Genomic DNA, 26,709 nt, shown 5'->3' on the forward strand with positions numbered 1-26,709 from the left:
ATGGAATTGCATACCAAAATGCATACGATTTTTATGCTGGTCGGTCCGACAGAGTGCGGAAAAACGACGTTTGCGAAGGAAATCCTGATTCCATCCTTGCAGTGGGAATACCCTGAGCGCAACTACAGGAGCAATGTCCAGTACCTATCATCGGACGCCATTCGTCAGGAGCTGCTCGGTTATGATTATGATAAATACGATCAGGTGATGCTGGAGGCGAGCTCGCATGCGTTTCAGTTATTATTTGAGCGGCTTAGATTGACGACTTCTTTTCCGATTCAGGCTGACTTTGTTGTAGTGGATACAACGGCATTGGCCGATGATTTCCGGGGCAAGGTCCTTGAAATCGCGCATGAGAACAACTACCGTGTGGAAGTCATTCTGTTTGATTACCGGAAACGGGAGGATTACTACGCCTCCGATCGCTCCAAGAAGCTGATATCCACGCATATTAGCCGCTTGAAAAAGGAGGTGCTCCCCGTCCTCGCACGGGAAGGATACGATGCCATTCATAAAGTGCGTGCGAAGGATTTTCTTAACAAGGAGAAGGAGTTGGCGAAACCTGCTTACGAAGTGATTGTGGACAATAAAGAGGAGTATCTGTCCTCGATTCTGAGTCAGGATATGGAATACATTGTGATCGGAGACGTGCACGAGCGTGTGGACGCGCTTCAGGGGCTTTTGAGGAGTTATGGTTACGGGATGACGGACGGAAAGTTATCCGTTCCGGAGAAACTGCGAAACACCCGGATCATTCTGGCCGGGGATTGGATCGACAAAGGGAAGCAAACCCGAGCCATGATCGATTTCCTCTACGACAATATGGAGCATTTCCTTTTCGTTATGGGGAATCATGAGAACTTCGTTTATAAGTACCTGAAGGGAGAGATCAAGGGGGCCGAGCCGGAGCTGCTGCGTTCCTACTTTGATTCTACGGAAACGTTAGGCCAAGATGAAGCGCTGCGGGAGCGCTTCGATGAACTTGTAGGCCGGGCTAAGCCATTTTATCGATATGTGGGACAGCAGGGACCTTCCTATTACGTAACCCATGCTCCTTGCCGGAATAAATATGTCGGTAAACTCGACTCGAATTCCCTGCGCCATCAGCGTTCCTTACGTCTGGAACGGAGCAACCTGGAAGTCACGACTGAGCAGCAGCTTCTATTTTTAAGCGAAGAAGCGGTCAGCAATCATCCTTACCATGTGTTTGGTCATGTCGCCGCGGTGAGACCGTTTCGGATCAAGAACAAAATTCACATCGATACGGGAAGTGTGCACGGGCATATGCTGACGGCCGTTCAAATCGGTCAAAAACCGGTCTATCGCAGCTTTAAGTCGCCGTTTAGGGAACAAGACCCTGTGTTCCTTCATGAACAATTGCCGGATTTGTTTGCCAGATCAGAGCGCAGCAGCATCGATCTTCGGGATTTAGACCGCGAAGCCCAGCGAAGATTGTTGTATTGCGCGGAGCATAAAATCAATTTTATTTCCGGAACGATGTCGCCGGCGGATAAGGATTTGGCTAAGGGAGAACTGGAGTCCCTCGCAAAAGGACTCGATTATTACAAGGACCAAGGGATTGAACATGTGGTGCTCCAGCCTAAATATATGGGCTCCAGATGCAGCATCTATCTGTTCCGGGACCTTAAGCGCTGCTATGCCGTCAGCCGTAACGGTTACCGAATCAGCGGGATTGATTTATCTGTGGTGTACGAACGGCTGCTGGAGAGATTCTTGCCTCATATGCAGGCCCAAGGCATCGAAATGATGCTGCTGGATGGGGAGCTGCTTCCATGGAAGGCACTCGGGAAAGGCCTGATCGACAGGCAGTTTCAACCGATTGCGGCTGCGCTTGAGTCGGAAACAAGGTTTCTGAAAGAGACGGGTTTTGAGGAGGCTTACGCTCAGCTGCTCACAGCCTATAACGCAAGCGGCTTTGAGAATGAACAGTTTCGACTATCCAAATCCGCGCTTATAGAGAAGCATGGCTCGAGCAGCTATCAATCGTATAAATATATACGGGATGTTCGGAAAGCTTATGTGCCGCTCGAGAAGCATGAGGAAGCTTATCGCATGTACAAGAAGCAGCTCGAACTTTATGCGGGGGACGCGGAATTGGATTACAAGCCGTTTGCCATTCTGAAAGAAATTCGGGATACCGGAGAAGAAGTCATGCCTGATATGAATACCTCGGCCATGTTCCGTTTCCTGAATGACGACAAGATTCTGGTTCTGGATTTGCGTGAGCGGGAGAGTTATGAACAGGCGGAGGCTTTCTTCTCCACGCTGACGACCCGGAACCGAATGGAAGGCGTTGTGATCAAACCGGAAGAGGATCGGGAGAACGCTGCCCCTTACCTAAAGGTGCGAAATCCCGAATATCTCTCGATCATTTACGGTTACGATTACCGGTTTCCGCACAAATACGCGAAGCTGTTGAAACAAAAAAACACGCACAAGAAGCTCCGCACTTCGATCGCCGAGCATCAGCTTGGAAAGCGCATGCTTAGGGTAAAGTATGACGAGATTTCCCCGAGCCACGAGGATTACCAAGCGATTGCGATGCAGCTGCTGTTCGAGATGGAGAAAGAAAAGGAAATCGACCCTAGGCTTTAAGCCGATGGGGGACGGACATTTCGCTGAACGTTAAACAGCCTGAAAAATGGTACCCTTCCTAAGGGAAGGCCCTGATTTCGGGCTGTTTTATTTTCGTAGGATGATGACTGGATCTATAGTTCCAGCCGCACAGTGTCCCTTAAGACTCAGGCATATTTTGGCTGGACATGGATACAATGGAGAAGGGGGTTTAGGGACAACCCCTCCCTAAGTCCGGATTGCAAAAAAATGATCAAAAAATCATGCAAAGGACTTGAAATTTTAAGACAACTTGAGTATCATAAAATTGGTTGTTAGCACTGAGGGTTGTCGAGTGCTAATACATAAAGCTTTGAAAAAAGCATCACAACATATTTAAAGGAGGCTATTTTTTCATGATCAGACCTTTAGGTGAACGCGTATTGGTAGAACCGATCGAACAAGAAGAAACTACGGCATTCGGGATTGTACTTCCTGACTCTGCTAAAGAAAAGCCGCAAGAAGGTAAAGTTATTGCTGTAGGCAGTGGCTCCCTGAAAGACGGCGCACGTGTACCTTTGGAAGTTAAAGAAGGCGACCGCGTCATTTTCTCCAAATACGCTGGAACAGAAATCAAATACGAAGGTAAAGAATATTTGATTATGAAAGAAAGCGACATCCACGCGATCTTAGGCTAATGAACGCCTGAATATATCTTTGTTTCACTATTTCATAATCCACTAGGGAGGTATGTAATACCATGGCAAAAGACATTAAGTTCAGTGAAGACGCCCGTCGCTCGATGCTTCGCGGTGTAGACGCTTTGGCAAATGCAGTTAAAGTAACACTCGGACCGAAAGGCCGTAACGTGGTTCTTGAGAAGAAATTCGGAAGCCCGCTCATCACGAATGACGGTGTAACCATCGCTAAAGAAATCGAGCTGGAAGATGCATTCGAGAACATGGGTGCTCAGCTTGTTAAAGAAGTAGCTACCAAAACCAACGATGTTGCCGGTGACGGTACAACAACGGCAACGGTTCTGGCTCAAGCTATGATCCGTGAAGGTCTGAAGAACGTAACAGCTGGTGCAAACCCAATGATCATCCGCAAGGGTATCGACAAAGCGGTTAAAGCAGCTGTGGCTGAACTTCAAAACATCGCAAAAGAAGTTAAAAACCACCAGGAAATCGCTCAAGTCGCTTCCGTATCCGCAGCTGACGATGAAGTAGGTCAACTGATTGCAGAAGCGATGGATAAAGTGGGCAAAGACGGCGTTATCACCGTTGAAGAATCCCGCGGCTTCTTGACGGAGCTGGAAGTAGTAGAAGGTATGCAATTCGACCGCGGCTACATCTCTCCATACATGATCACCGATACGGATAAAATGGAAGCTGTTCTTGAGAATCCATACATCCTGATCACCGATAAAAAAGTAACCAACACGCAAGAGATCCTGCCGATCCTTGAAAAAATCGTACAGCAAGGCAAACCGCTCGTTCTGATCGCGGAAGACATCGAAGGCGAAGCGCAAGCGATGCTGATCGTGAACAAACTGCGTGGAACGTTCAACGCTGTTGCTGTTAAAGCTCCTGGCTTCGGTGACCGTCGTAAAGCGATGCTGCAAGATATCGCTGCATTGACTGGCGGCCAAGTGATTACGGAAGAGCTCGGCCTCGACCTGAAAACAGCTTCCATCGATCAATTGGGTACCGCTCGTCAAGTGCGCGTAACCAAAGAGAACACGATCATCGTAGATGGTGCTGGTAACAAAGAAGACATCGAAGCTCGCGTGAAGCAAATCCGCAACCAATTGGAAGAAACCACTTCCGATTTCGACAAAGAAAAACTGCAAGAGCGTCTGGCTAAATTGGCTGGCGGCGTAGCGGTTATCAAAGTCGGCGCGGCTACTGAAACGGAATTGAAAGAACGCAAACTGCGCATTGAAGATGCCCTGAACGCAACTCGCGCTGCGGTTGAAGAAGGTATGGTATCCGGTGGTGGTACGGCGCTCGTTAACGTATACAACGCTGTTTCTGCTGTTCAAGTAGAAGGCGACGAGAAAACAGGCGTGAATATCGTTCTGCGCGCTCTGGAAGAGCCAATCCGCACGATTGCAGCAAACGCTGGCAAAGAAGGTTCCGTTATCGTAGAGCGTCTGAAAAAAGAAGAGATCGGTATCGGCTACAACGCTGCTACGGATGAGTGGGTGAACATGTTCGAAGCAGGTATCGTTGACCCTGCGAAAGTAACGCGTTCCGCTCTTCAAAACGCAGCTTCCGTTGCGGCTATGTTCCTGACAACCGAAGCGGTTATCGCTGACAAGCCAGAACCAGAAAAACCAGCAATGCCTGATATGGGCGGCATGGGCGGTATGGGCGGCATGATGTAACAATAGGCCCCAAAAGCCTGTCATATCAATGAAAAAGAGACCTTTCGGGGTCTCTTTTTTTGTATAAGGTCACAAACGTATATATGTCTTTAAGAGCAGCTGCATTTACACTGTGATGTAGCTATAGTCTGTTAAATTTTAGTTGAGATAGGGAACCATCCTGGAGTATTGATGATTTTCAGCCATAACGAATCAGCAATCCCTAATTTTTCTTGATCATTTAAAGTTAACTCTGTACGAATTTCGTTTTCCTTATCCAGAGTTACTGTTTCAACCCAATCTGGATCGATAATCAGTTCTCGTCCAAGCGCAATAAATGGAACTCCCGATTGTAACGCTCTAAGCGCCTCGTCGGGCGTACGGATCGATCCTACGCCGATAATGGGAACTCTTTGTTTCACGAGCTCGTTAATAATCTCCATTCTGGAGCGATAGTCCTCTACGCCACGTCTAGGTTTAGACCAAAAATCCATTAAAGAGACATGCAAATAATCCAAATCTTTATTTGCGAGGGCGTCCACCAATATAAGTGTGTCGGCCATGGTAATACCGGGCGTCAACTCTTCTTCTGGCGATAACCGATACCCCACAAGAAACGGTTGTTTCGCATACTCATCCACCACTTTTCTTACTGTATCTACAACAGTGAGTGGAAATGCCATACGTTTGTCTATATTTCCTCCCCATCGATCATCGCGTCGGTTTGTGTATGGGGAGAAGAATTGTTGAATAAGAAATCGGTTTGCCCCATGAATTTCCACACCGTCGAAACCAGCCTCGATTGCCCTACGAGTGCTATCGCCAAATGCTCGAATAATGTCCACAATTTCTTTCTCTTGGAGTTCTTGAGGGATCACGCTCGATCCTTCTTTAGCAACCGCACTCGCACTGACAATCTCACGGTTCGGTACCAATTCTGGCGAACTCTCACGACCACCATGAAAGATTTGCAGAATGGCTTTTGCCCCGCGTTTCTTAATGGCTGTCGCCAGGCGTTGTAAACTTGGGATTAGATCATCGCGATCAGCCGCTAATTCGCCGCCAAATACCTTGGCGTTGGGTGAGATTATGGCGCTCCCAGTGACAACGATTCCAACTCCGTTTGAACGACTTTCGTAATATGCGATTAACTCATCAGATACTGTACCGTCTTGCTTAGAATAAGATATTGTCATCGGTGCATGAACGATGCGGTTTTTTACTTGGATACCATTCTTAAAACGATACGGCTCCATTAAAGGCTGATATTTACGGTCCATAGATGTCCACTCCTATTTTTTAATCATTGCAGTTCCAATCTGATGCGGGCACTAGGCGCAGTTAACCGCGTGAAATGTCGCGTCGATTCGAGTCCAATATACATTTCCTCCTTTATATGGTCGGGACACTTCTCCCTGTTAGAGCTCATCATAAAAGTTGGAGTCGAATCCAAGTCAAGATGCGAAAACAAAAGAGGTGCCAAGGGAAAGAGATAGGAGAATAAGTTTGACTTGGAGTCGGATCCAAGATGTATAATGGGCAAAATGCAATTTTGGGAGGGGATGCAGTGGAAGAACTAACATATACGATCAAGCAAATCGCCGAGCAAACCGGAATTTCCGAGGATACCATTCGATATTACGAAAAGATTAAGCTACTACCTCGGGCGGATCGAAAGGAAAACGGGCATCGCGTCTATAGAAAAGAAGACATCTATATGATCAAGCTGATATCTTGCCTTAAAAAAACGGGCATGCCGCTCGAGGCGATGCGGCCGTTTTTGGCGGCCTCAGCCAACACGGATTCCGTGGAATATACGGAGTTGGTGGATCAATTAAGAAGCCACCGTGAAAATATCGTGAATCAAATCTCCTCACTTCAGCAGATCGTTGATTTTATTGATATCAAGCTGAAGGAAGGGAGACCTCGCCAGGAAAGCGCAGAACAAAGTCAAGGTGAGGCTTTAGAAGCAGAAAAGGAGAAAGCAAAAACAAAGCCCATTTCCGTCGTGGAAATGAGTTATTTTTCAGCCTCTGCTAAAACGGACAGGTTACGAACCAATATACCATAATTTAGGTGTTGATAAGCCGTGTATGAGAAACCAGACGTTAAAATGGCCAGTGTATCTTAGAGGGATGAAACGCCCGGTTTACTCAACTCCAGCAGGGGAAACCCACTTTATGTCGAAGTTTGATGTGGGGGGTGCTTACATGCTAAAAACGTTGAAAGTCGAGCTCTTTAGCGATTCCAATCTGGACGATTTGCAAGAACAGGTTAATGAGTTCCTGCATAATATCCATCCTGATGATGTCAAGGATGTTAAGCTTTCGTCTGCCGACGGAACGTACGATATTTTGGTCATTTATAAAGAATAAAGAAAAGCACCGCTAAAGGTGCTTTTCTTTATGTCCAGGTATCACCGTATAATAGAGCATCTATAAGAAACAAACTATTCCGTTTTCTCAATCGTGGACACACCGATAAGAACGGAATTCGTGGTTCCTCCACCTACATTTTCAAATGAATAAAATGTTGCCGGCACTCCTCGCATCGTGACGTAATCGTCTTGCAGAATATCGCCGGTAGTGTGGGCGTAAAAACCGATAATGGAGTTATCGTTATCATCTACGATGTGTATTTCGGCAAGAGTAATGCCCTCGTCGATTTCCTCTTCAACGATATCAACAACGTATCCACTTACCTCGATCATCTGATCCAAATAGGGACTCAGATTTTTGTTGAGGTGACGAGACGTGATATTGGGATCGACTTCTGCCTTCGCTCTCTTTTGAGCTTCGGGTGTAAGCGCTGGAAATAACTCATAATGCTCAACAAAATAGTTATAGGTGAGCTCGTCTAGAGCTGCGTCTTCAATTTCAATAGGGATCACATAAGCCATGATTTCAGCGAAAAGGTTTTCTTCCGTTAATCCTTCGACATTACTGCCATCGTTAGCGTTCGAGTCTTCCACCTGATTACTAACTTTAACGGTTTCGAACGAGTCCATGATGTTTTGGACACTCGCTTTTCCTCCATTATCGTAGGCTGTCTTGGAATAGGAAATGGAAAGCGTATAAAGCTCATTGCCGTTTGGGACAAAATATTGAGTCAGTATGACCTGGGCGTTGGACTCTCCATGAGTGTATTCCGATTCCAGGATTCCCGCCGCCTTTTCGGGAACGTCGATGTAGTTCAGTTTTTTGAAATTTTGTATTAATGGTCCCCCATCTCCATTGGTTAAACCTTGTACGGCAACATTAGCTGCTTCCTCGGGAGTAGCAGACGATTCCTCAATAACGACATTTAAATTATCAACAAAAGCTCCTTGGGGATTGGGGTTTACGAATGCCGCGACGACTTGAGGGACGTTAAGCTCTGCATCCTTCCATGTCGAAGGGTAGGAAAAGGAGAAATTCTCTCCCTTAAATGTTTGAGTTTTGTCAGGTTCTTCATTCGTCTCCGTATTTTCAGAGGCCGTGTTTGTTGCCGCTTCATTTTCGGATGGTGAAGGGGCGGATGAAGTTTCGGTTGCGTCTTTCCCTGAACTGCATGCAGTTAGCATGACCAATAACAACATGATGAACAGGGTGGATTTTGCCAGGCTTTTCATTTCTTCTTCTCTTTTCTTGAAGTCCCTATCGGCTAGGGGATTTGCTTGCACGGAAATTTTCCGCCGCTTGTTGTTAGCCTGTTAAAACAGGAATATTATAGAATAGTCTATCAGAACTAGGTATATATTTCTATATTTAATGCGAAAATGTACGGATATTGTAGAATAATAGAAATTAATGGGAAAATAGAACTATTACCTGTGAACAGTAGCCTTTCCCATATCTCACCATAGTGATCACTGGTGTACTTACAACTTTTTATGTCCCCCTAATGAAGCTTTAAGGTTTCATTAAGCTGCAGATCATATGATGGAATCACCTCTTAACAATAGATTAGGAGCCCCTCTAATTCCGTGGTTAGAGGGGCTTCTCTTGTTTACATACCTTTTTGACCCGCTCGTGGTTTGATTGTTGCTATTTTTTTGGGATATGATAGACTAGTATTTTTTTAAGCCATACAAATGTTGTAAAGAGAGTAGGAGAGTTATGGAAGATTTCATCATGTGGTTGAAGTACTTGCTGCTGGGTATTGTGCAGGGGGTTACGGAGCCGATTCCGGTATCCTCCAGCGGTCATTTGATTGTTGCCCAGAGACTCATGGGCATGGAGCAGAATGGGCTGTCATTCGAAATGCTAACCAATGCGGCCTCGTTGATTGCGATTGCGTTTATCTATCGCAAGGATTTGCAGAGACTGATCGTGAACGGCCTAAATTATTTACGCACACGAAAACCGGAGTATAAATCCGACTTCTTGTTCATTCTGTATATTGTTGTAGGTACGATTCCGGCTGTCATTATTGGTCTGTTGTTCAAAGATCAGATCGAAGAAATATTTGCTTCTGTACATACGGTTGGTATTGCGCTGCTGTTCACGGGAGTCGCCCTTTGGCTGATAAGGAATCTTCGCGGTCGTAAGCTGGACAATGACCTGTCATTCAAGGACGCGCTTATCGTAGGTTTGGCCCAGGCGGTTGCGCTGATCCCGGGTATTAGCCGATCCGGCTCAACCGTCATTACGTCGATCGCTGTAGGGATGAAGCAGGAGACAGCGCTTCGGTTTTCCTTTATGCTCTATATCCCTATAAGCTTCGGCGGTATGGTGCTGGGTGTGTCGGATATCACATCGGATCCCGACTTTTCTTCGCTGCTAATTCCTTATCTGATCGCGTTCATTGCTACACTGATCTGTACCTATGTTGCGATGAAATGGCTCATGAATATCATGGCGCGCGGAAACCTGAAATATTTCGCTTATTATTGCTTTGTCGTCGGCGTTTTGCTGCTTGTCTTCTTATAAGAATGGAGCAAGGCTTCCCATAGGTTCTTTGAACTTGCGGGGGGCTTCTTTTCATACGAGGGAGAGGACAGAATCTGATTGGATATAAGAAGAAGGTTCGAGGAGTAACTAAAAGGAGGGTGATTATGATGATAACAGTTCCTTTTCAGTCCATCATTACAGCGGAGGAGGAGCTTCGGGACCTGTTCGGCGAGTCTAATCACGTGGTCAAACATAAAGCGATTGATCGATTGGATCATCACTGCCAAGACTTCATTGCCAAGAGTCCGCTGCTATTTATGGCTACTTCGGACGCATCCGGTTACTGCGATGCTTCGCCCAGGGGAGATGCACCGGGGTTTGTGCATGTGATGGATGAATCCTGTTTGGTTATTCCGGAACGGCCGGGAAATCGACGCTTTGATTCGCTGCGAAATATCCTGACCAACCCGAGGGTCGGCATCGTGTTTGTCATACCGGGTTTGAAGGAGACCCTGCGTGTTAACGGCAGTGCCGTCTTGGTAAGGGATAAAGAAATCCTGGATCGGCTTAGCGTGCAAGGCAAACGGCCATGGCTTGGCATTGGGGTCTCGGTTGAGGAATGCTATATGCACTGTGCAAAAGCCTTCATACGCTCGCAAGCATGGAATCCCGATTCCTGGATATCAGGCGAACAGCTGCCGAATCCGTCCAAGATCATTACGGATCATGTGAATCAAGATAGTGTGACGGAGGAGTCGGTTATTCGGGGATTACAGGATAGTTACAACAAGCGTCTCTATTGATATTCATTTATAATAAGTTTAGCGACGATGAGATATGACGGACAGATTGAAGAAAGGGGACCAATAGCTTTGAAAACGACCAGAGAACAAATTTTAGACCGATTACATAAAGGAATACAGACGCAGGAGCGATTGATTGGCGTCGCGGCAGGAGCAGGAATCTCGGCAAAATATGCGGTTAAGGGCGGGGCTGATCTGATATTGGCCCTGAACTCGGGTCGTTTTCGGCAGATGGGACTCGGCTCCCTGGCGGGTTTCATGCCCTATGCGAACTGCAATGAAATGGTGATGGAATTCGGCTCGCGGGAGATTCTTTCGGTAGTCCGTGACATACCGGTAATCTTCGGCCTATGCGGCACAGATCCAACCATTCAACTCCCTGATTACTTGAAATACATTCGCGGCAGCGGTTTTGCTGGCATTATCAACTATCCGACTCTGGGACTGATTGATGGACAGTTCCGTGAAGCCTTGGAGGAAGAAGGCATTACCTATATGCAGGAGGTGGAGGCTATCCTGGCTGCTCATGAGCAAGATATGTTTACGATGGCCTTTGTTTTTACTCCGGAGCAGACGAAGTGGATGCTGGATGCGGGAGCTGATATCATCTGCGCCCATTTGGGGGTCACGGCGGGCGGGTTGATGGGCACCACGAAAGCATGGTCGCTGGAGAAGGGGGCGGAAATCGCCAGAGACATATTTGAAGTATGTGACGCTTCGGGCAGGCGGCCGATCAAGCTGGTGTATGGCGGCCCTGTCCATACGCCGATCGATGTTCAATATATGTATGACAACACATCAGCCATGGGTTACGTGGGCGGTTCGAGCTTTGAACGAACACCGACGGAGGAGGCCATCGTGGATGCAACACATCGTTTTAAGGCAACGGGCCATCTGGAGCAGGATCGGCAGCTGATGGAGAAGCTCTCGGGGCTCGAAGAGCCGATGGATTATGTTGCATTTGTGAAGGATTATGTTGCCGAGAATTACGGGGGCCCGATTTCAATGACCGAGCTGGCAGAGCGAATTCATGTTTCACGAACGCATCTGAGCGCGCTTTTTAACAGGGAAGTGGGGTGCAGCTTTCCGGAATATATAGCCAAGTACAGGATTCACAAATCGCAGGAAATCATGAAGCACAGCAGGCTGTCACTGGGCAGAATAGCCGAATTGGTAGGCTACCCTGACTATGTTCATTTCAGCAAAACCTTCAAGAAATACGCGGGAACTTCTCCTCAATCCTACCGTCAGCATTTGAAAGACAAATATACATAAAGATCGTACATCGATACGATCTTTTTTATTTGAAAGCGCTGTATTATGGTCTTGTAGGGATCCAATGCCGGACCTGTCAGGACGAGTGCAAGCGATCCTTTAGATGAGATATGGAGGAGGTCTGCACGGTGAAGACGGTAGCTATTGCGGGGACATTTGATTCGAAGGGTGCTGAGTTTTCATACGTTAAATCCGTCATCGAGAGCTTGGGGCTAAAGACGTTTACGATCCATAGCGGTGTGTTTGAACCGATGTTCAAGCCGGATGTATCCAACGACGAGGTTGCAGCGGCAGCTGGAGTAGATATACGTGAGATCGCGGCCCGGAAGGACCGGGCGGCAGGGACTGAAGCGTTGGCTCAAGGGATGGGAAAAATTGTACCGAGGCTGTATGCAGAGGGCAAATTCGACGCCATGCTGTCATTCGGCGGTACGGGAGGTACTTCGATCGTCACAGCAGGCATGAGGGCATTGCCGATCGGCGTTCCGAAACTGATGGTGTCCACGGTCGCATCCGGCAATACAGCGCCTTATGTGGGGACAAGTGATATTATCATGTTCCCGTCCATCGTGGATGTATCCGGACTGAACTCGTTTTCCACCAAAATATTCACGAACGCGGCACATGCGATCGCCGGTATGGTTCAGTTCGAATCGGCGCCCCCGGTGGATAAAAAGCCGCTGGTTGCAGCGACGATGTTTGGAGTCACGACGCCTTGCATCGATTATGCCAGGGCGCATCTGGAGCTGCATGGTTACGAAGTGCTTGTATTTCACGCAACAGGTACGGGCGGACAAACGATGGAAAGCCTCATTGAGGCCGGATATATAGACGGTGTGCTGGATTTGACGACAACGGAATGGTGCGATGAGCTGGTGGGCGGCGTTTTGGCGGCTGGTCCGCATCGGCTGGAAGCAGCCGGTCGCTGCAAGGTACCGCAGGTTGTATCGACCGGAGCGCTGGATATGGTCAATTTCGGTCCATATGAGACCGTGCCGGAGATATTCCGGGAACGGAATCTGTACAAGCATAACCCCTCGGTTACGTTGATGCGGACCACGGTTGGGGAGAACCGACAGCTTGGCGAGAAGATTGCAGAGAAGCTGAATGGTTCGCAAGGGCCTACGGTGCTGATGCTCCCTTTGAAGGGCGTATCGATGCTCGATGTAGAAGGGGAAGCATTCCATGGACCTGAAGAGGATAAGATGCTGTTTGATACTTTAAGACAACGCATAGATCGTAAGAACGTTGAGTTGATCGAGATGAATACGGACATTAATGACCAAGCTTTTGCCGTGGCTGCAGCCGATAAGCTGATGGAGCTGATGAAACGGCAGTGAGAAGGGGAAGCCAAACGCACCAAGTATTCATACTGAAGGAGGAACATATATCATGGCCATGCAAATAAGAACAGAAGTATTAGCAAAATTAAAATCAGAGGTAGCAGCGGGTAAGGTGTTATTGGGAGCGGGAGCAGGAACAGGGATTTCGGCCAAGAGCGCCGAAGCCGGCGGCGTAGACTTGATCATTATTTATAACTCGGGCCGTTACCGGATGGCGGGGCGCGGCTCGCTCGCAGGATTGATGGCGTACGGGGATGCGAATCAGATCGTGGTGGACATGGGGAATGAGGTGCTGCCGGTCGTTAAGCATACGCCGGTATTGGCGGGGGTTTGCGGCACGGACCCGTTCCGGATCATGGATATTTTTCTGAAGCAGCTTCAGGAGCAAGGCTTTGCGGGCGTGCAGAACTTTCCGACGGTGGGCTTGATTGACGGCGTATTCCGGGCGAATCTGGAAGAGACGGGCATGGGTTATGATCTTGAGGTTGAGATGATCCGGAAGGCTCATGAGCTGGGTATGGTGACCACCCCATATGTGTTTGATGTCGATCAAGCGAAGAAGATGGCCGAAGCCGGAGCCGATATTCTGGTTGCCCATATGGGACTTACCACCAAAGGTACCATAGGCGCGAAAACGGCACTGACGCTCGACGATTGCGTGGACAAGATTCAAGCGATCTGTGATGCGGGTAAAGCCGTCAACCCGGACATTATGATTCTGTGCCATGGCGGTCCGATTGCAGAACCTGAAGATGCGGCGTATGTATTGTCCAGAACCAAGGGCGTGGAGGGATTCTTCGGAGCCTCCAGTATCGAGCGTTTTGCCACAGAGGTTGGCATTAAGCAGCAGACTGAGGCATTTAAGAATATCTCCAAATAAAATGATAAGAAAAAGAATGATCGGAATCATAAGGAAAGAAAAAAGGCTCCCATGAAGGGAGTCTTTTTCATCTACAGTGGCTAGAGAAGCGTTGATCGGGTCTAAATTCGTATATGGGTCCGATAACGACGGGTAGCAACCTCTCTAGCATCCGGCGGCTTATCCGCTGGTTCGCTTAATCATCATCCTTGTTCTTGCTCTTGGATGCAGCTATAGCAAAAGCAATGATGATAAGCGGAATGAAGATGAACCAGGGGATCGTAATCGTCGTCCCCAATAGAATGGCAAGCAGGAACAATCCAACCATACCCATTATAATGTACAGGCAGCCTCTGCCGAACGTCTCCATTTTTCCATCAGCTCCTTAATACAAGGATAACGTAATGGACAAGATCCAAGTTTCACGAATCATGATAAAAAGGCAGAAGCCTTGCCCTTGCCATCACGCCCTTGCCGGTCACGCTGACAATGAATGAAGGTTTCCACCCAACCTCAGTGTAAAGTATGAAAAGCATACCAGATCAAGACTTCTTTTTATCGTTGTTCATCTTTTGCATTCATCTTATAACCCTTCAGTGCGCTGAGATTAGCCCTGGAATTTCCAAGGGGTGGTTTCTGATCGCCAGGCTAGCCATATAGCGCCCAGTGTCTTGAACAGTTTCGACATGCCGATACCTCCATAGGGTGATATTTGTAATCGTATCAAAAAAAAGCAATGCGTGGGTATTGTGTACACTCGAATGCAGCAGCTCTTTTACTCCGGGTTGCCTCCCTTTGAATAGGGGAAGCAATCATGATAGTATCAGGAAGGAACCAGTGGATGAAGGGGGCTTGATGGATTGTGGCTAACATTAAAGAGATTGCCAAGCTGGCAGGCGTATCGGTCTCAACGGTATCCCGGGTGCTAAACAACCATCCCTATGTCAGGGAAGATAAGCGGACACGTGTGTTGGAGACCATGAAACAGTTGAAATACGCCCGGAATATGAACGCGGTTCATCTGATTACAGGGAAAACGATGAATATTGCTATCATGCTGCCGTTTATTAATCATGCCTACTTCTCCTTGCTGATGGAGGGAGCCGGCCAAGAAGCGCTTGCCGCTAGCTATCGCCTAATCCTGTGCCAAACCGGGTATGCGCCGGACAAGGAAGTGGAAGTGCTGGAGATGCTGCGAAACCGCGAGATTGACGGCATTATTATTTTATCATCGGCCGTGACCCCAAAACAGATCGAAGCCTATTGTGCTTATGGACCGATTGTATGCTGTCAGGATGCGGGCGAACGATTATTTTCTTCTATATATATAAACCATGCTGACGCATTTCGCAGTGCCATGCAATATTTGATAGAGCGAGGACATCGACGCATCGGCTTCACGGTGGGAAGACTGGATAGTCCGAGCACGAGAGCACGCCAAGTGGCATATGAAGAAGTCCTTAAAGAGATCGGGGAGCCTTACCGCCAGGAATGGATTTTGGATGGCTGTATCGATCTGGAAGACGGTGCGGCAATCATGGATCGGCTGTCCGCTATGGAGGAACGTCCAAGTAGTTTATTGGTAACGGGTGACCATGTGGCCGCGGGTTTGATCTATGAAGCTGAGAAGAGAGGACTGTCCATTCCGCAAGAGCTCGCTGTCATTGGCTTCGATAACCAGCCGATCGGCAAAATGCTGGGTCTCACCACGATTGATAACCGACTCTTTGATATGGGTTCGGAGGCCTTCAAGATGCTGTATGCGCATATTCAAGGGGAGCGGAAAGAGCCGATTCGCAAGGAGCTTGCCTTCGAGCTGATCGAACGTTCATCGGTATAATGGCTGCGTAGCCAAGTTCTAACAAACGGATTACAAAGTTCGACAATTATGATATTCTTATTTATGCAAGTTCCATGTTTCACAACGTCAACGTCTGCAGCTGTCTGCAGGCGTTCTATTCTGTATTATAGAAGGAAAGGAGCATAACCAAGTGGATGCCCTTGAACAGTTTAAAAAAGCTTCCCGAATCAAAGTGATTCCCGTTATGCTGATTCCGGTTGCTTTAGGAGCACTCGGGGCTTATGTATGGACAGGTGAATTTCATATAGGCCTCTTTTTATTGACCTTGATCGGGAGCGGCGCTGCCCATCTGTTCTCCAATATGGTGAATGATTTGTGGGACTATAAGAACGGAACGGACACGGAAGCGCAGGAGCATGTAGATGCGATCTCCACGAATTCCGGTTTTCTTACGAAGGGCGTCTGGTCGCTCCGTAAATTCGAGATCGTTACCTGGACGCTGTTCGGGATTGCGGCGCTGAGCGGTATTATCCTTAGTTTGATCAGTGGTTGGTGGGCCTTCATCTTTGGCGGACTTGGCGGGCTGATCGCTTATTTCTATGTCGCACCGCCGATTCAATTCGGATACCGCGGCAAGGGTTTCAGCGAGATTGCGATTTTGCTATCCTTTGGTATTTTGCCGGTGATGGGCGCATACTACGTTCAAACCTCACATATGGATGTTCGGGCGCTGCTGCTGTCACTGCCCATTGGGCTGCTGACAACGCTGATTTTGTTTAATCATCACTTTTTGCATTGGCAGGCGGATCGTCAGGCCGGGAAGAAGACCCTGGTAGTGGTATGGGGTGAAAAAAGAGCGCTGAGCTTCTCGAGAGTTCTGCTGCTGCTGGCCTGCTTGTCTTTGATAGCCTGCGTATTGGCCGGGGCGCTCCCGCCTTACGCATTGATTGCACTGCTTACGATGATTCCGTTGTATCTTGTCTATGGAAGACTGAAGGACAACAACCGTTCCGAAGCGTATTTACCACTGATGGGTGCGTCAACGATGACCACCATGCGCTGCGGCGGCGTGCTGATCCTGTCATTGATCATTCAAGGAATCATTCAGACTTTGTAAGGAAGAAGGGGAATTAGATGGAACAACAACGCGTTTTTGGTGATTTTCACTCTATCCTGTCCGAGACCGGGACTTGGAAGATCGGCGGTTTTCCGCTGCCGGACGGTTCATTCTGGGAATATCGCGAGCCGAATGCAGTCGTGATCGTCCGCAACGGAATCCTGTACGTGCGGGCACCGCTCAGCCGCCAGAATGATCAAATCCAAATTCTCGATAATGCCAAGCATATGTATTATTCCAACGAAGAGGTAGACGTACCGGAATCCGGCGAGGTTACGTTTGAGCTGCAAATTCGGGCACGCACACAGGGTACGGTTCCCGGCGACTTGTATGACGGTTACGTATCGTTGAATCTGCTTGATTTCAGCACGGGTGCAGCACTGGACTTTTTTGCTTCGAACGACAAGTATGCCAGCGTGTATGCCGTCCTGCCATTCCCGGGGGTACAGGTGCCGGAATCGGACAAGACCCGTTACTTCTGCATTTTCAAAGAGGAAGATACGCATTTTACACCGCGGGAATTCAACACGTACAAAATTACGTATAATCGTGCCGAGGACGAAGCGATCTTCTACGTGAACGGCGAGGAGATCCGCCGGGAGAAAAACATCCCGATCAAGTTTAACAAGTTCACCATCGCATTGGGGATCATGACCGAAAAAGATCTTACGCCGCAGGGCAGTGTATCCGTGCATGGACAAACCGTCATTGCCGAATACTCTCCCGTGACGGTAACGATAAAAGAGTAGTGTTTATGAAAAACGATCATGCCCATCTGTGGGCATGATCGTTTTTGTGAGCGAGGGACGAGCTGAAGCAGTGCAATGTCGAGGCCGTATCGGGGAAAGCTGCAAGCCCCCGACAGGGCAAGGAAGCTGGCCTGGCAAGCCTGTGAGTCCAGAGGATTTCACAGCATGCCCGGCAATAAATGAGTCTGACCGAATTGAACAGGTCAGACTCTCGAGCCGAGCCGACAAGCCTGTGAGTCCAGAGGAGTCACAGCATGTCCGGCAATAAATGAATCTGACCTTGTAGAACAGGTCAGTCCCTCGAGCCGAGCCGGCAAGCCTGTGAGTCCAGAGGATTCACAGCATGTCCGGCAATGAATGAGTCTGACCGTGTAGAACAGGTCAGACTCTCGAGCCGGCCGGCAAGCCTGTGAGTCCAGAGGATTCCTAGCATGCCCGGCAATGAATCAGGCAGCTGACCGTGTAGCAGTGGTCAGCTTAGCCCCTCCCGCGCCCAGCCCCAAAAAAAGCCATCCCAGACGAAAGGGATGGCTCTCTTTTGGTGGGAGGAAAGATTGGAGGCCGTACTTAGGAACAGAGGATGTATGCGTGGAGGAGACCTGGCGTTCGCCTTTGAAACCGGGAAAATACCGCAAGAATATCATCACGTTTTCCTGGTTTCAACAGCGACCGGAACGGATACATCCTCCCAGAACAGGCCGACTAATCTTGACCACCCAAAAAAGAAAACCATCCCATATACCATGGGATGGTCTTATATTACTTCAAATCTTCAATTGAATTTGCTTCCACGTAAGACGGAACCACCAGGCCGGTTTTCACGCCTTCCATGTTAGCGCCAAGGTCTTCGACTTGCTCCTTGAACTTATCCCAGTAGTCTGCATGCGTCAACGGAAGCCATGCTGCTACGGTTGCATCCACGTCGCCGTTGGCAACGCCGGTCCACATGGGGCCTGCTTCGACTTGAAGCGCCTCAACTTTGTATCCGAGCTTGTCTTCCATGATCACTTTCAGCAGATTGGTGCTGGCGATCTCGGAATCCCAAGCGACATAACTGAATTTGAAGGTTTTGCCGTCAACGGGTTGAACGCCTTCGAGCCAGGCGTCGACTTTCTCCGCATTGTTGTCTGCCCATTCCTTCGCGGCAGCTTCAGGGTCTTGGCCTTCTTGAATCGCCGTCATAATCTGACCCATATCGTCGGACGTCCATTTGAAATTGCTTAGGAACTTGTAAGCTTCCGGATGATCTTCTTTCAGTCCAAGACGGACAACGGTGTGAATCTCTTCCGCTTCACCGAATACTTTCTTCGGATCTTCCAGATACTTCAGGTCATACTTGGAGAACATCCAGTGCGGAGTCCAACCGGTAATAATGATCGGATCCTCATTCTTAATGGCTTTGTTAAGGGTTGCCGTCATGGCAGCTCCGGAGCCTTCGACCAGTTTCCAGTCGGTCAATCCATATTCCTCAATAGCCGCTGCGGTCGCCTTCATAATGCCTGCACCTGGATCAATACCGATGATTTCATGTTTCACTTGTTCACCGAGGGAAGCAGTTGAACCGCCTTCAGCCCCTTTGTCCGTCGTTCCATCCGTTCCGCCATTTCCGCAAGCAGACAGAACCAGAATAGCAGCCAAGCTGAGCAGCAACCAAAACTTCTGTTTCTTCAAATTAAGCACCCCTTTTTTTCGTTTTAAATATATTTTGTGTAAAGCGGTCAAGGACAATCGCCAAAATGACGACAGCCAAGCCAGCTTCAAAACCTTTACCAATTTGCAGCTGCGTTACGGCCCGGTAGACCTCGGCACCGATACCTTGGGCACCGATCATCGAAGCGATGACGACCATCGACAAGGACAGCATGATGGTCTGGTTAATGCCGGCCATCAAGGTTGGCATGGCCAGCGGAAGCTGAACCTTGAACAATTTTTGTCCGGAAGTCGAACCGAATGCATCTGCAGCCTCCGTCAGTTCACCTGATACTTGCATAATGCCAAGACGGGTCAAGCGAATCGTTGGCGGTATGGCGAAAATAACCGAAGCGATAACCCCGGGAACCACGCCCAAGCTGAAGAATGTAACGGCAGGGAGCAAGTACACAAATGCCGGCATAGTTTGCATAAAATCAAGAACCGGTATGATCACGCGGGATGCCGACTTGCTGTAGGCCGCCCATATACCCAGCGGAACACCCAGTATAACGGAGATTAAGGCTGCTGTGATAACCAGGCTGAGCGTGCTCATGGTCTGTGACCAGTAACCCAAGTTATCGATGAGCAGAAAACCGATGGCTGTGAACAAAGTCAACGGCAGACGGCCTAATAGGTAGGCAATGACGGCCAGGATGACAATGAACAGATACGGATGAGGCAGCATGAACAAATCCGTAAACAGCTGCACGATGTTTTCGATGATGAAGGAGATGGCGTCAAAGAATCCGGAGAAGACGTCTCCCATCCATTCGACCAAGGAATCAACCCAGCTTGCGAGAGGGATCTTAGGCATCTTGCGTCACCTCCTCGCTTTTGCTTTCTCCGGCCAGGGCACCAAGTACAGCACCGCGGACGATAACGCCCATCAATCGGCCATTCTCATCCACAACGGCCAACGGTACTTTAGCCATGCTCGTAATTTCAAACAATTCATTTAGCAATGTATCGGGTCCAACACTCGGGCCATCCGTGATGAGTATATCCGCAAGCTTACGGTTATTTTTCATGGCATCCGAAGCATCTTCGGCCGTAATGACGCCAAGCAGCTTCTTGGAACGGTCGATGACGAACAGGTTCGAGATTCCCCGTTCACGCATAAGCTCCAGCGCAACGCGAGGTCCACGATCCATCGTAATGGTCTCCGGACGGCGCATAACGCGTGAAGCGGTAAGCACCTTGGACAGATCCACATCTTCCACGAACCGCTCAACGTAATCGTTGGCAGGCTGGGTCAAGATTTCTTCCGGCGTTCCGATCTGCACGATCGAACCGTCCTTCATCAAGGCAATGCGGTCGCCGATTCGAAGAGCTTCGTCCAGGTCATGCGTGATGAACACGATGGTTTTTTTCATTTTATCCTGGAGCTCGATCAATTCGTCCTGCATGTCTCTGCGAATGAGCGGATCCAGTGCGCTGAAGGCCTCATCCATTAGCAGAATCTCGGGATCATTAGCGAGTGCGCGGGCTAGCCCGACACGCTGCTGCATCCCGCCGCTAAGCTGATCGGGCATCTTTTCCTCCCAGCCCTTCAAGCCTACAAGCTCAAGCGACTTCATGGCTGCTTCGTGCCGCTTGCTTTTGTGTACCTTTTGAATTTCCAATCCGTACTCCACATTCTCTACAACCGAACGATGAGGGAACAAGGCGAATTTCTGGAACACCATGCTGATTTTTTTGCGTCGTACTTCACGCAGCTGTTCCTTGTTCATTTTTCGGAGATCTTTGCCGTGGATCAATATTTCGCCCGATGTTGGTTCAATCAACCGATTTAGCAAACGGACCAATGTAGATTTACCGCTGCCTGACAGCCCCATGATGACAAAAATCTCGCCTTCGTGAATATCGAAGCTGACACGGTTAACGCCAACCGTTATGTTCTTCTCTTTCGCAATTCGCGCTTTACTCCAGCCTTGCTCCAGCAATTGAATCCCTTGTTCCGGATTCGCGCCGAACAACTTGCTGACTTTGTTAACTTGCAGAATAGCCAAAAGTACTCCTCCTTTTATTGTATAGAGACGCGTCCATTTGACCGAGTCTTCTTATTCCTGTCGTCTCGTAAACCCATGTCACCCATTGTAACAACCGATACGTAAAGTATCAAACGTTATATCCGTACATAAAGAACGTACAGTAAAAACTGTACAAAGTTATCCTTTGAAATGCTCCCATATGCTCCAATATCCTCTAGAGCGATCTTCTTTACTTTTAAAATAGCTTTCCCTACAATAGATCAGAGAATGTGTGTGGATTCGGCTTGTTTAGATTTCATGGAGATCGTTCACACTACACTTCGAGTCCACCTAGTTTTGTTATGTTGACATGACTTCTTGGATGGCTACAGATAGAGGAGGCTGCAAGCATGGGCTTGTACCATTTAGATGATGAACGGCAGGCAGCCGTGCATAAGATTCGTAAGCGTGTCATTGAAAATATTGGACGGAATATGGATTTGTACGGCATTCCACTCTCAACGGGACATTTATACGGACTGCTTTATTTTGCGGATAAGCCGATGAACCTGGATGAAATGGGGCAGGAAATGAAAATGAGCAAGACCAGCATGAGTACAGGCGTGCGGACGCTGCTCGATTATAAAATGGTAAACAAGGTGTGGGAGAAGGGTTCCCGCAAGGATTTGTATGAAGTGGAGTATGACTGGTACCAGACCTTCTTGGATTTCTTCGATATTAAATGGCGTAAATCGGTGGAGAGCAACATTCTGGTCCTGCGCAAAGCGCTCGACGAAACGGAGAAGCTCCGTAAAACGCATGAAGATGACGAAGAGCTGGCAGCGGTGCTGCAAGAGGATCAGGCGAAGATGCGCGAGGCCGTTGCTTACTATAAATGGCTGGAACGATTGATTGATACTTTTGTGGATGGCGATATCTTTAAGTATGTGCCGAAAGAACCGCCTGAAGGTGAATCCTGATATTGAAAATGGGGAAATTCCCCAGTATAATGTGGAGTAAGGCAATGCTTACCCAAGAGGTACAACCTGATTTTATCGGGTTGTGCCTTTTTTTGTTATCTGGCATCGCCTGGAGTGATTAAGCGCAAACACGCGTATGTGGTGCAAAAATAGTCAGGAGGGGTTAGAATGGTCAGTATGTCCTCAAGAATGGTAGAAATTGCAGATTTTCCATCGGTTAACTTAGGCAATACCCGAAGTTTGTATGTATATCTTCCACCCAGTTATCATGAGAATATGGGGAAGCATTATGCCGTACTCTATATGCATGACGGGCAGCATGTATTTTCAGCGGATGAAAGAGGCGGTTCTTGGGATATGCACGTCACCGCCGATCGGCTGGTTTCCGAAGGACGGATGCAGGAGATTATCATCGTTGGCATCGCAACGGTTCCCCATCAAAGACTGAATGAATACTTCCATGACAATCCAAAGATGCATGAGGTGTTTGATCCCCCGTTTGCCGGTGAACGCTACGAATTATTTATTATTGAAGAAGTTATACCCTATATCAATCAGAACTTTCGCACGTTGAGGGGCCCTCAGCACACGGCCATGATGGGTTCGTCTGCGGGCGGGATCGTTACCTACAATATAGGCTTTAGAAGACCGGACGTGTTCGGAAGTATAGCGGTCATGTCTCCTTATTTCGTCAAAGCTCATTTTGATGCTCAGGGAGAGCTTAAGGAACATCCCTTTTATGAAAGATACGGGACGCATCCCAATCTTAAGATATGGCTTGATATGGGCGGCGCAGAAGGGGTCTTCATGGAAAAATACGCACGGGAGGAAGCAGAACGTTTGATCCAAGACGGGTTTGTGCCTGGGGAAGATCTCATGCTGTTCCTTGATCCGGGAGCGGCTCACAGCCAAAGCGACTGGGCAGGCAGAGCGCAAGCGCCGCTGCTGTATTTTTTCGGCGACATTGGAGAACCAGCCTCGATAAAGCTGCATGGAGATGGCGTCGTAGGGGTGAACGGACCCGTCAAGAAACTGAACCCGGTCATTACATACGACAGCGGATTTGTGCAATCGTTGATGAACGGAACCTACCATGTCGAGGAGCCGGAATTGCTCACGCTGCTGCCGGACGGAACGATGAAGCCTCGAACATCCGGCAGTACCCGGGTTACGCTGCACATGGGAAGCTTGAGCGCAGATAAAGAGATTACGATCGTGGAACAATTGCCTGAGCTTGTGAAAATCACGATTCAGGTGAAGGTACCGCCTTCCACACCGGCTTCCTCCACGATCTATGCTGGATTTGAGATTCCGTACTGCGGAGATGGCATATATAGAGGAAGTGCAATGGTACCTCATGGCTTGTCTTTTACGTTCAAGGTATCAAGAGGGTTTGGACTGCACGAGAAGATCGGGGATCCTGAAGTTAAACGGCGTTCTTTTACAGCATCGTCTGAGATGGAGCTGTTTTATGAGGTTGAGGACTGGGATACTTGAAATATGAAAATGCATTGAATTGTAATCGGAGGATGAATAGGCATGAGCATCAGATCAGCTAGACCACAGGATGCAGCTGCAGCGGTAAGGCTGCTGTATGACGCACTGCACGATGTGGCGCATCAATTAACAGGGGAAGACAGTGAAGAGAAAGTGCTTGAAGTGCTGGAGCAATATTTCCGGGCAGACGAGGGCAGGCTCAGTTACCGTCAGGCTGCCGTGAAGGAGATCGACGGCGAGGTAACGGGCATTATCGTTGCTTACGGCGGGGATCAAGCGGCCGAATTGGATCGTCCGATTCTGGATCGTTTGCGGAAGCTTAAGAATGACCCTTCCGTTGCGCTGGACAAAGAGGCAGACGAGGATGAGTATTATATCGATACGTTATCCGTTTCTCCGCAGTTTGGAGGAAAGGGGATCGGTTCGGCGCTCATCGAACATGCAGAGAACCGGGCAAAGGAGCTTACGTATCGTAAAATTGCTCTCGCTGTGGTAACGGACAATCATCGGGCTCATTCTTTGTACGACAGAAGAGGATATAAAACGGATAAGGAAATCATGATTAACGGGCATGTTTATTATCATATGGTCAAACCAGTTTAGAAAAAAATAAACAATTTATAAGCCGCCTATTTACAAATGGTAATAGGTGGTTTATTATTGTGTCATGTCGATCTAGAAAATTAGAATGATAAACTAAAATGGAATGAACGAAAATAACCGTATAATTTACGTAATTAGAATGAATTTAGAATGGAGTGTTGAGCTATGGAACAAGATCAAAATCAAAGCATCGAAATATCGGTGGAACAAGCGAAGCTGCTCGGGAGCGCCCAGCGGGTGAAAATTCTCGGAACCATACTGGATACGGCCAAAACATCAAAGCAAGTAGCAGATGAATTGGGAGATTCGCCGGGAAGCATCCACTATCATATTCAGAAGTTGTATGACGGCGGCCTGATAGATTTGGTGGAGACCCGGACGGTCGGCGGCATCGTAGAGAAATATTATAAATCCAAAGCGAAGTGGTTTAACACCAAGGGAACGCAAACGATGGACCCGGTCCTTGCCGAAGATTATGCAGCGGCGACCCGTACAAGAATCAGCTTGAGGCTGCAGTTGGACGCAGACCAATATGAAGAGATGACAACGGAATTCAAGGAGCTGCTTGAAAAATGGGTGAACAAGACGCTCACGACCAAAGGGAAAGACAGTAAGGAGTATGCCGTCGGGATCAACGTGGTTTCGACGGAAACGTCCGATTAGGAAGGGGCTTCTAGAGCCTCTTCTCTCCAAAACTACTAACTTTAAATCAAGGAGTGTTCCTCTATGGAAATATTTAAAAATCGCAATTTCCTGCTGTTGTTCGTTGGCCGAATTCTTACGAATATCGGCGACAGCCTGTACGCGGTAGCGGCCATGTGGCTGGTGTACGATCTCGGGGGCTCGACGCTGTATACGGGGCTTGCCGGCTTCCTCTCGATTCTTCCCCGAATCATTCAACTGCTATCCGGTCCGATGATTGACCGGGTTCCTATACGGGGGCTTCTGGTGTACACCCAGTTATTTCAGGCGCTTCTTCTGTTGATCGTTCCGCTTGCATTTTATTTCGACTTTCTGACGGTCGGCGTTGTACTGGCGATTACACCGATTCTGTCCACGCTGAATATGTGGGTATATCCGGCCCAAATGTCGGCCCTTCCCAAAATTCTCGATAAGAAACAGCTGACGCAAGGCAACTCGCTGTTCTCCTTAGCCTATCAAGGCATCGATGTCGCTTGCAACGCAATATCCGGCGTGTTGATTATTGTGCTGGGCGCAGTATCCCTTTACTTATGGAATTCCATTGGCTTCTTCATCGGAGCGCTGTTATTCTCGCAACTGAAAATCAAGAAATCCATCAAAACTTCGGATAACAACGATAATAAAACATCAGTGAACAATACCTTAACTTCAAAACCTAAGCGTAATGCCCTTAAAAGTTATTGGGCGGACATGAAGGAAGGTCTTCGCTACATTCTGGCAACCCCGCTCGCACGGGTACAAATGGGGATGATTGTCATCAATGCTGCGGGCGGCGCTACCTTTACGGTTATGCCAGCGTTTGCCGACAGCCTCGGCGGAGCAGGCGTCTACGGTATATTGCTCATGGCACAGGCTTTCGGAAGTTTGCTGGGAGCGATCCTGGCTCCGTATTTGAAGCTGGAGCGCCTGCCCCTTGGTTATATTTTTGCCGGAGCGTTCTGTTTATCGGGCGCTGCCTGGTGTCTCAGCGTATTCACCCCTTGGACTTGGCTTGTCGTTCTGGTGTACGGTCTGGCATGGTTTCCCGGAGGGATTACGAACGTTATCATCAACTCGGTCATTCAGAAGGCAATACCCGAGAAAAGATTGGGCACGGTGTTTGCGGCAGCTAGCGGACTCAGCGGAATTGCCATGCCGCTTGGCAGCCTGATCGGAGGTGCCCTTGGCGTGGTTGCGGCAAGCTCCTCCATTATCGCGGGATGCGGAATCGCCGTGCTCAGCGTAGGGATCTTCTGGGTCTTTGACTCGACTACCCGTAGTCTTCCGTCACCTGACAATGTAGATGAGGAATGGTTCGCGCCTTATACGAATACGGCTCCTGAGAAGTCAGTTCCTATGCACACTGCCCCTTAGAGTTGGCTAAGGTCGATCAGCTTCTATACTTACAGAGAACAATAAGAAGAGGGTTTGTACTGATTACTTTCATATATCGAGCCGAGGATGAATCAGCGATCGACGGATTCAATCTCGGCTCTTTTTTCGTTTAAGCGAAGTGTAAATGCCTG

General features: G+C 48.5%; 24 protein-coding genes. 18 read left to right on the top strand and 6 right to left on the bottom strand.

Annotation, left to right across the window (positions count from 1 at the left end; all coding sequences use genetic code 11):
- The 3 genes from ACPV3A_RS07495 to groL all read left to right on the top strand — a co-directional run bounded on the left by ACPV3A_RS07495 (position 1) and on the right by groL (position 4,963).
- Positions 1–2,616 (top strand): metallophosphoesterase, encoded by a 2,616-nt coding sequence (locus ACPV3A_RS07495; protein WP_426198661.1) that lies wholly within the window; start codon positions 1–3, stop codon positions 2,614–2,616.
- Between the two features lie 374 nt (positions 2,617–2,990).
- Positions 2,991–3,272 carry a co-chaperone GroES gene (gene groES, locus ACPV3A_RS07500; protein ID WP_006212454.1) on the top strand — a complete coding sequence of 94 codons (282 nt, stop codon included), beginning with the start codon at positions 2,991–2,993 and terminating at the stop codon, positions 3,270–3,272.
- 62 nt (positions 3,273–3,334) lie between these two features.
- Positions 3,335–4,963, top strand: coding sequence for a chaperonin GroEL (groL, locus tag ACPV3A_RS07505; RefSeq protein ID WP_071222540.1), 1,629 nt, complete (start codon positions 3,335–3,337; stop codon positions 4,961–4,963).
- A 131-nt stretch (positions 4,964–5,094) separates the two neighbouring features.
- On the opposite strand, the gene ACPV3A_RS07510 is transcribed toward groL, so the two are convergent.
- Positions 5,095–6,222, bottom strand: coding sequence for an NADH-dependent flavin oxidoreductase (locus tag ACPV3A_RS07510; protein ID WP_426198664.1), 1,128 nt, complete (start codon positions 6,220–6,222; stop codon positions 5,095–5,097).
- Positions 6,223–6,470: 248 nt separating this feature from the next.
- On the opposite strand from ACPV3A_RS07510, the gene ACPV3A_RS07515 reads away from it, so the two are divergent.
- Together ACPV3A_RS07515 and ACPV3A_RS07520 are read left to right on the top strand one after the other, a co-directional pair.
- Positions 6,471–7,013 (top strand): MerR family transcriptional regulator, encoded by a 543-nt coding sequence (locus ACPV3A_RS07515; protein WP_426198666.1) that lies wholly within the window; start codon positions 6,471–6,473, stop codon positions 7,011–7,013.
- A 139-nt stretch (positions 7,014–7,152) separates the two neighbouring features.
- On the top strand, positions 7,153–7,317 hold the full coding sequence (locus ACPV3A_RS07520; RefSeq protein ID WP_194544434.1) for a sporulation protein Cse60: 165 nt from the start codon (positions 7,153–7,155) through the stop codon (positions 7,315–7,317).
- Between the two features lie 74 nt (positions 7,318–7,391).
- Here ACPV3A_RS07520 and ACPV3A_RS07525 read toward each other — a convergent pair whose 3' ends face one another.
- Positions 7,392–8,603, bottom strand: a complete 1,212-nt coding sequence (locus tag ACPV3A_RS07525) for a PsbP-related protein (RefSeq protein ID WP_426198668.1) — start codon at positions 8,601–8,603, stop codon at positions 7,392–7,394.
- Positions 8,604–9,039: 436 nt separating this feature from the next.
- On the opposite strand from ACPV3A_RS07525, the gene ACPV3A_RS07530 reads away from it, so the two are divergent.
- The 5 genes from ACPV3A_RS07530 to ACPV3A_RS07550 all read left to right on the top strand — a co-directional run bounded on the left by ACPV3A_RS07530 (position 9,040) and on the right by ACPV3A_RS07550 (position 14,114).
- Positions 9,040–9,852, top strand: coding sequence for an undecaprenyl-diphosphate phosphatase (locus ACPV3A_RS07530; RefSeq protein ID WP_194544432.1), 813 nt, complete (start codon positions 9,040–9,042; stop codon positions 9,850–9,852).
- Between the two features lie 128 nt (positions 9,853–9,980).
- Positions 9,981–10,616, top strand: a complete 636-nt coding sequence (locus tag ACPV3A_RS07535) for a pyridoxamine 5'-phosphate oxidase family protein (RefSeq protein WP_426198719.1) — start codon at positions 9,981–9,983, stop codon at positions 10,614–10,616.
- A gap of 69 nt (positions 10,617–10,685) precedes the next feature.
- Complete coding sequence (locus ACPV3A_RS07540) at positions 10,686–11,891, top strand: phosphoenolpyruvate hydrolase family protein (protein ID WP_426198670.1); 1,206 nt, start codon at positions 10,686–10,688, stop codon at positions 11,889–11,891.
- Between the two features lie 128 nt (positions 11,892–12,019).
- Positions 12,020–13,231 carry a Tm-1-like ATP-binding domain-containing protein gene (locus ACPV3A_RS07545; RefSeq protein ID WP_426198672.1) on the top strand — a complete coding sequence of 404 codons (1,212 nt, stop codon included), beginning with the start codon at positions 12,020–12,022 and terminating at the stop codon, positions 13,229–13,231.
- Between the two features lie 52 nt (positions 13,232–13,283).
- Complete coding sequence (locus tag ACPV3A_RS07550; RefSeq protein WP_194544429.1) at positions 13,284–14,114, top strand: phosphoenolpyruvate hydrolase family protein; 831 nt, start codon at positions 13,284–13,286, stop codon at positions 14,112–14,114.
- Between the two features lie 175 nt (positions 14,115–14,289).
- Here the strand turns inward: ACPV3A_RS07550 and ACPV3A_RS07555 are convergent, their stop codons facing one another.
- Complete coding sequence (locus ACPV3A_RS07555; protein ID WP_194544428.1) at positions 14,290–14,463, bottom strand: hypothetical protein; 174 nt, start codon at positions 14,461–14,463, stop codon at positions 14,290–14,292.
- A gap of 492 nt (positions 14,464–14,955) precedes the next feature.
- Here ACPV3A_RS07555 and ACPV3A_RS07560 point away from each other — a divergent pair, with 492 nt between their 5' ends.
- The 3 genes from ACPV3A_RS07560 (at position 14,956) to ACPV3A_RS07570 (ending at position 17,760) form a co-directional block, all read left to right on the top strand.
- Complete coding sequence (locus tag ACPV3A_RS07560) at positions 14,956–15,933, top strand: LacI family DNA-binding transcriptional regulator (protein ID WP_426198675.1); 978 nt, start codon at positions 14,956–14,958, stop codon at positions 15,931–15,933.
- A gap of 151 nt (positions 15,934–16,084) precedes the next feature.
- On the top strand, positions 16,085–17,011 hold the full coding sequence (locus tag ACPV3A_RS07565; protein ID WP_260067912.1) for a prenyltransferase: 927 nt from the start codon (positions 16,085–16,087) through the stop codon (positions 17,009–17,011).
- Between the two features lie 17 nt (positions 17,012–17,028).
- Positions 17,029–17,760: a DUF6081 family protein gene (locus tag ACPV3A_RS07570; protein ID WP_071222560.1), complete on the top strand. Its 732-nt coding sequence runs from the start codon at positions 17,029–17,031 to the stop codon at positions 17,758–17,760.
- Between the two features lie 759 nt (positions 17,761–18,519).
- Here the strand turns inward: ACPV3A_RS07570 and ACPV3A_RS07575 are convergent.
- The 3 genes from ACPV3A_RS07575 to ACPV3A_RS07585 are packed head-to-tail and all read right to left on the bottom strand — an operon-like array spanning position 18,520 to position 21,461.
- The gene (locus ACPV3A_RS07575; protein ID WP_426198678.1) at positions 18,520–19,431 is read right to left on the bottom strand and encodes a glycine betaine ABC transporter substrate-binding protein; all 912 of its coding nucleotides are present in this window, start codon (positions 19,429–19,431) and stop codon (positions 18,520–18,522) included.
- Between the two features lies 1 nt (position 19,432).
- Positions 19,433–20,266, bottom strand: a complete 834-nt coding sequence (locus ACPV3A_RS07580) for an ABC transporter permease (protein ID WP_113058970.1) — start codon at positions 20,264–20,266, stop codon at positions 19,433–19,435.
- Positions 20,259–21,461 (bottom strand): quaternary amine ABC transporter ATP-binding protein, encoded by a 1,203-nt coding sequence (locus ACPV3A_RS07585; protein ID WP_194544423.1) that lies wholly within the window; start codon positions 21,459–21,461, stop codon positions 20,259–20,261. The genes ACPV3A_RS07580 and ACPV3A_RS07585 overlap by 8 nt, the downstream gene beginning before the upstream one ends.
- Positions 21,462–21,832: 371 nt before the next feature.
- Here ACPV3A_RS07585 and ACPV3A_RS07590 point away from each other — a divergent pair, with 371 nt between their 5' ends.
- From ACPV3A_RS07590 to ACPV3A_RS07610, 5 genes are all read left to right on the top strand, one after another.
- Positions 21,833–22,402 (top strand): GbsR/MarR family transcriptional regulator, encoded by a 570-nt coding sequence (locus ACPV3A_RS07590; protein ID WP_071222565.1) that lies wholly within the window; start codon positions 21,833–21,835, stop codon positions 22,400–22,402.
- Positions 22,403–22,570: 168 nt separating this feature from the next.
- The gene (locus ACPV3A_RS07595; RefSeq protein WP_426198681.1) at positions 22,571–23,899 is read left to right on the top strand and encodes an alpha/beta hydrolase; all 1,329 of its coding nucleotides are present in this window, start codon (positions 22,571–22,573) and stop codon (positions 23,897–23,899) included.
- Between the two features lie 42 nt (positions 23,900–23,941).
- Positions 23,942–24,502: a GNAT family N-acetyltransferase gene (locus ACPV3A_RS07600; RefSeq protein ID WP_426198684.1), complete on the top strand. Its 561-nt coding sequence runs from the start codon at positions 23,942–23,944 to the stop codon at positions 24,500–24,502.
- Between the two features lie 165 nt (positions 24,503–24,667).
- The gene (locus ACPV3A_RS07605; protein ID WP_113058975.1) at positions 24,668–25,165 is read left to right on the top strand and encodes a winged helix-turn-helix domain-containing protein; all 498 of its coding nucleotides are present in this window, start codon (positions 24,668–24,670) and stop codon (positions 25,163–25,165) included.
- A gap of 63 nt (positions 25,166–25,228) precedes the next feature.
- The gene (locus tag ACPV3A_RS07610; protein ID WP_426198686.1) at positions 25,229–26,557 is read left to right on the top strand and encodes an MFS transporter; all 1,329 of its coding nucleotides are present in this window, start codon (positions 25,229–25,231) and stop codon (positions 26,555–26,557) included.
- Positions 26,558–26,709: the final 152 nt, after the last annotated feature.

The organism is Paenibacillus sp. Dod16 (genome assembly GCF_049893405.1).
Taxonomy (GTDB): Bacteria; Bacillota; Bacilli; order Paenibacillales; family Paenibacillaceae; genus Paenibacillus_AQ.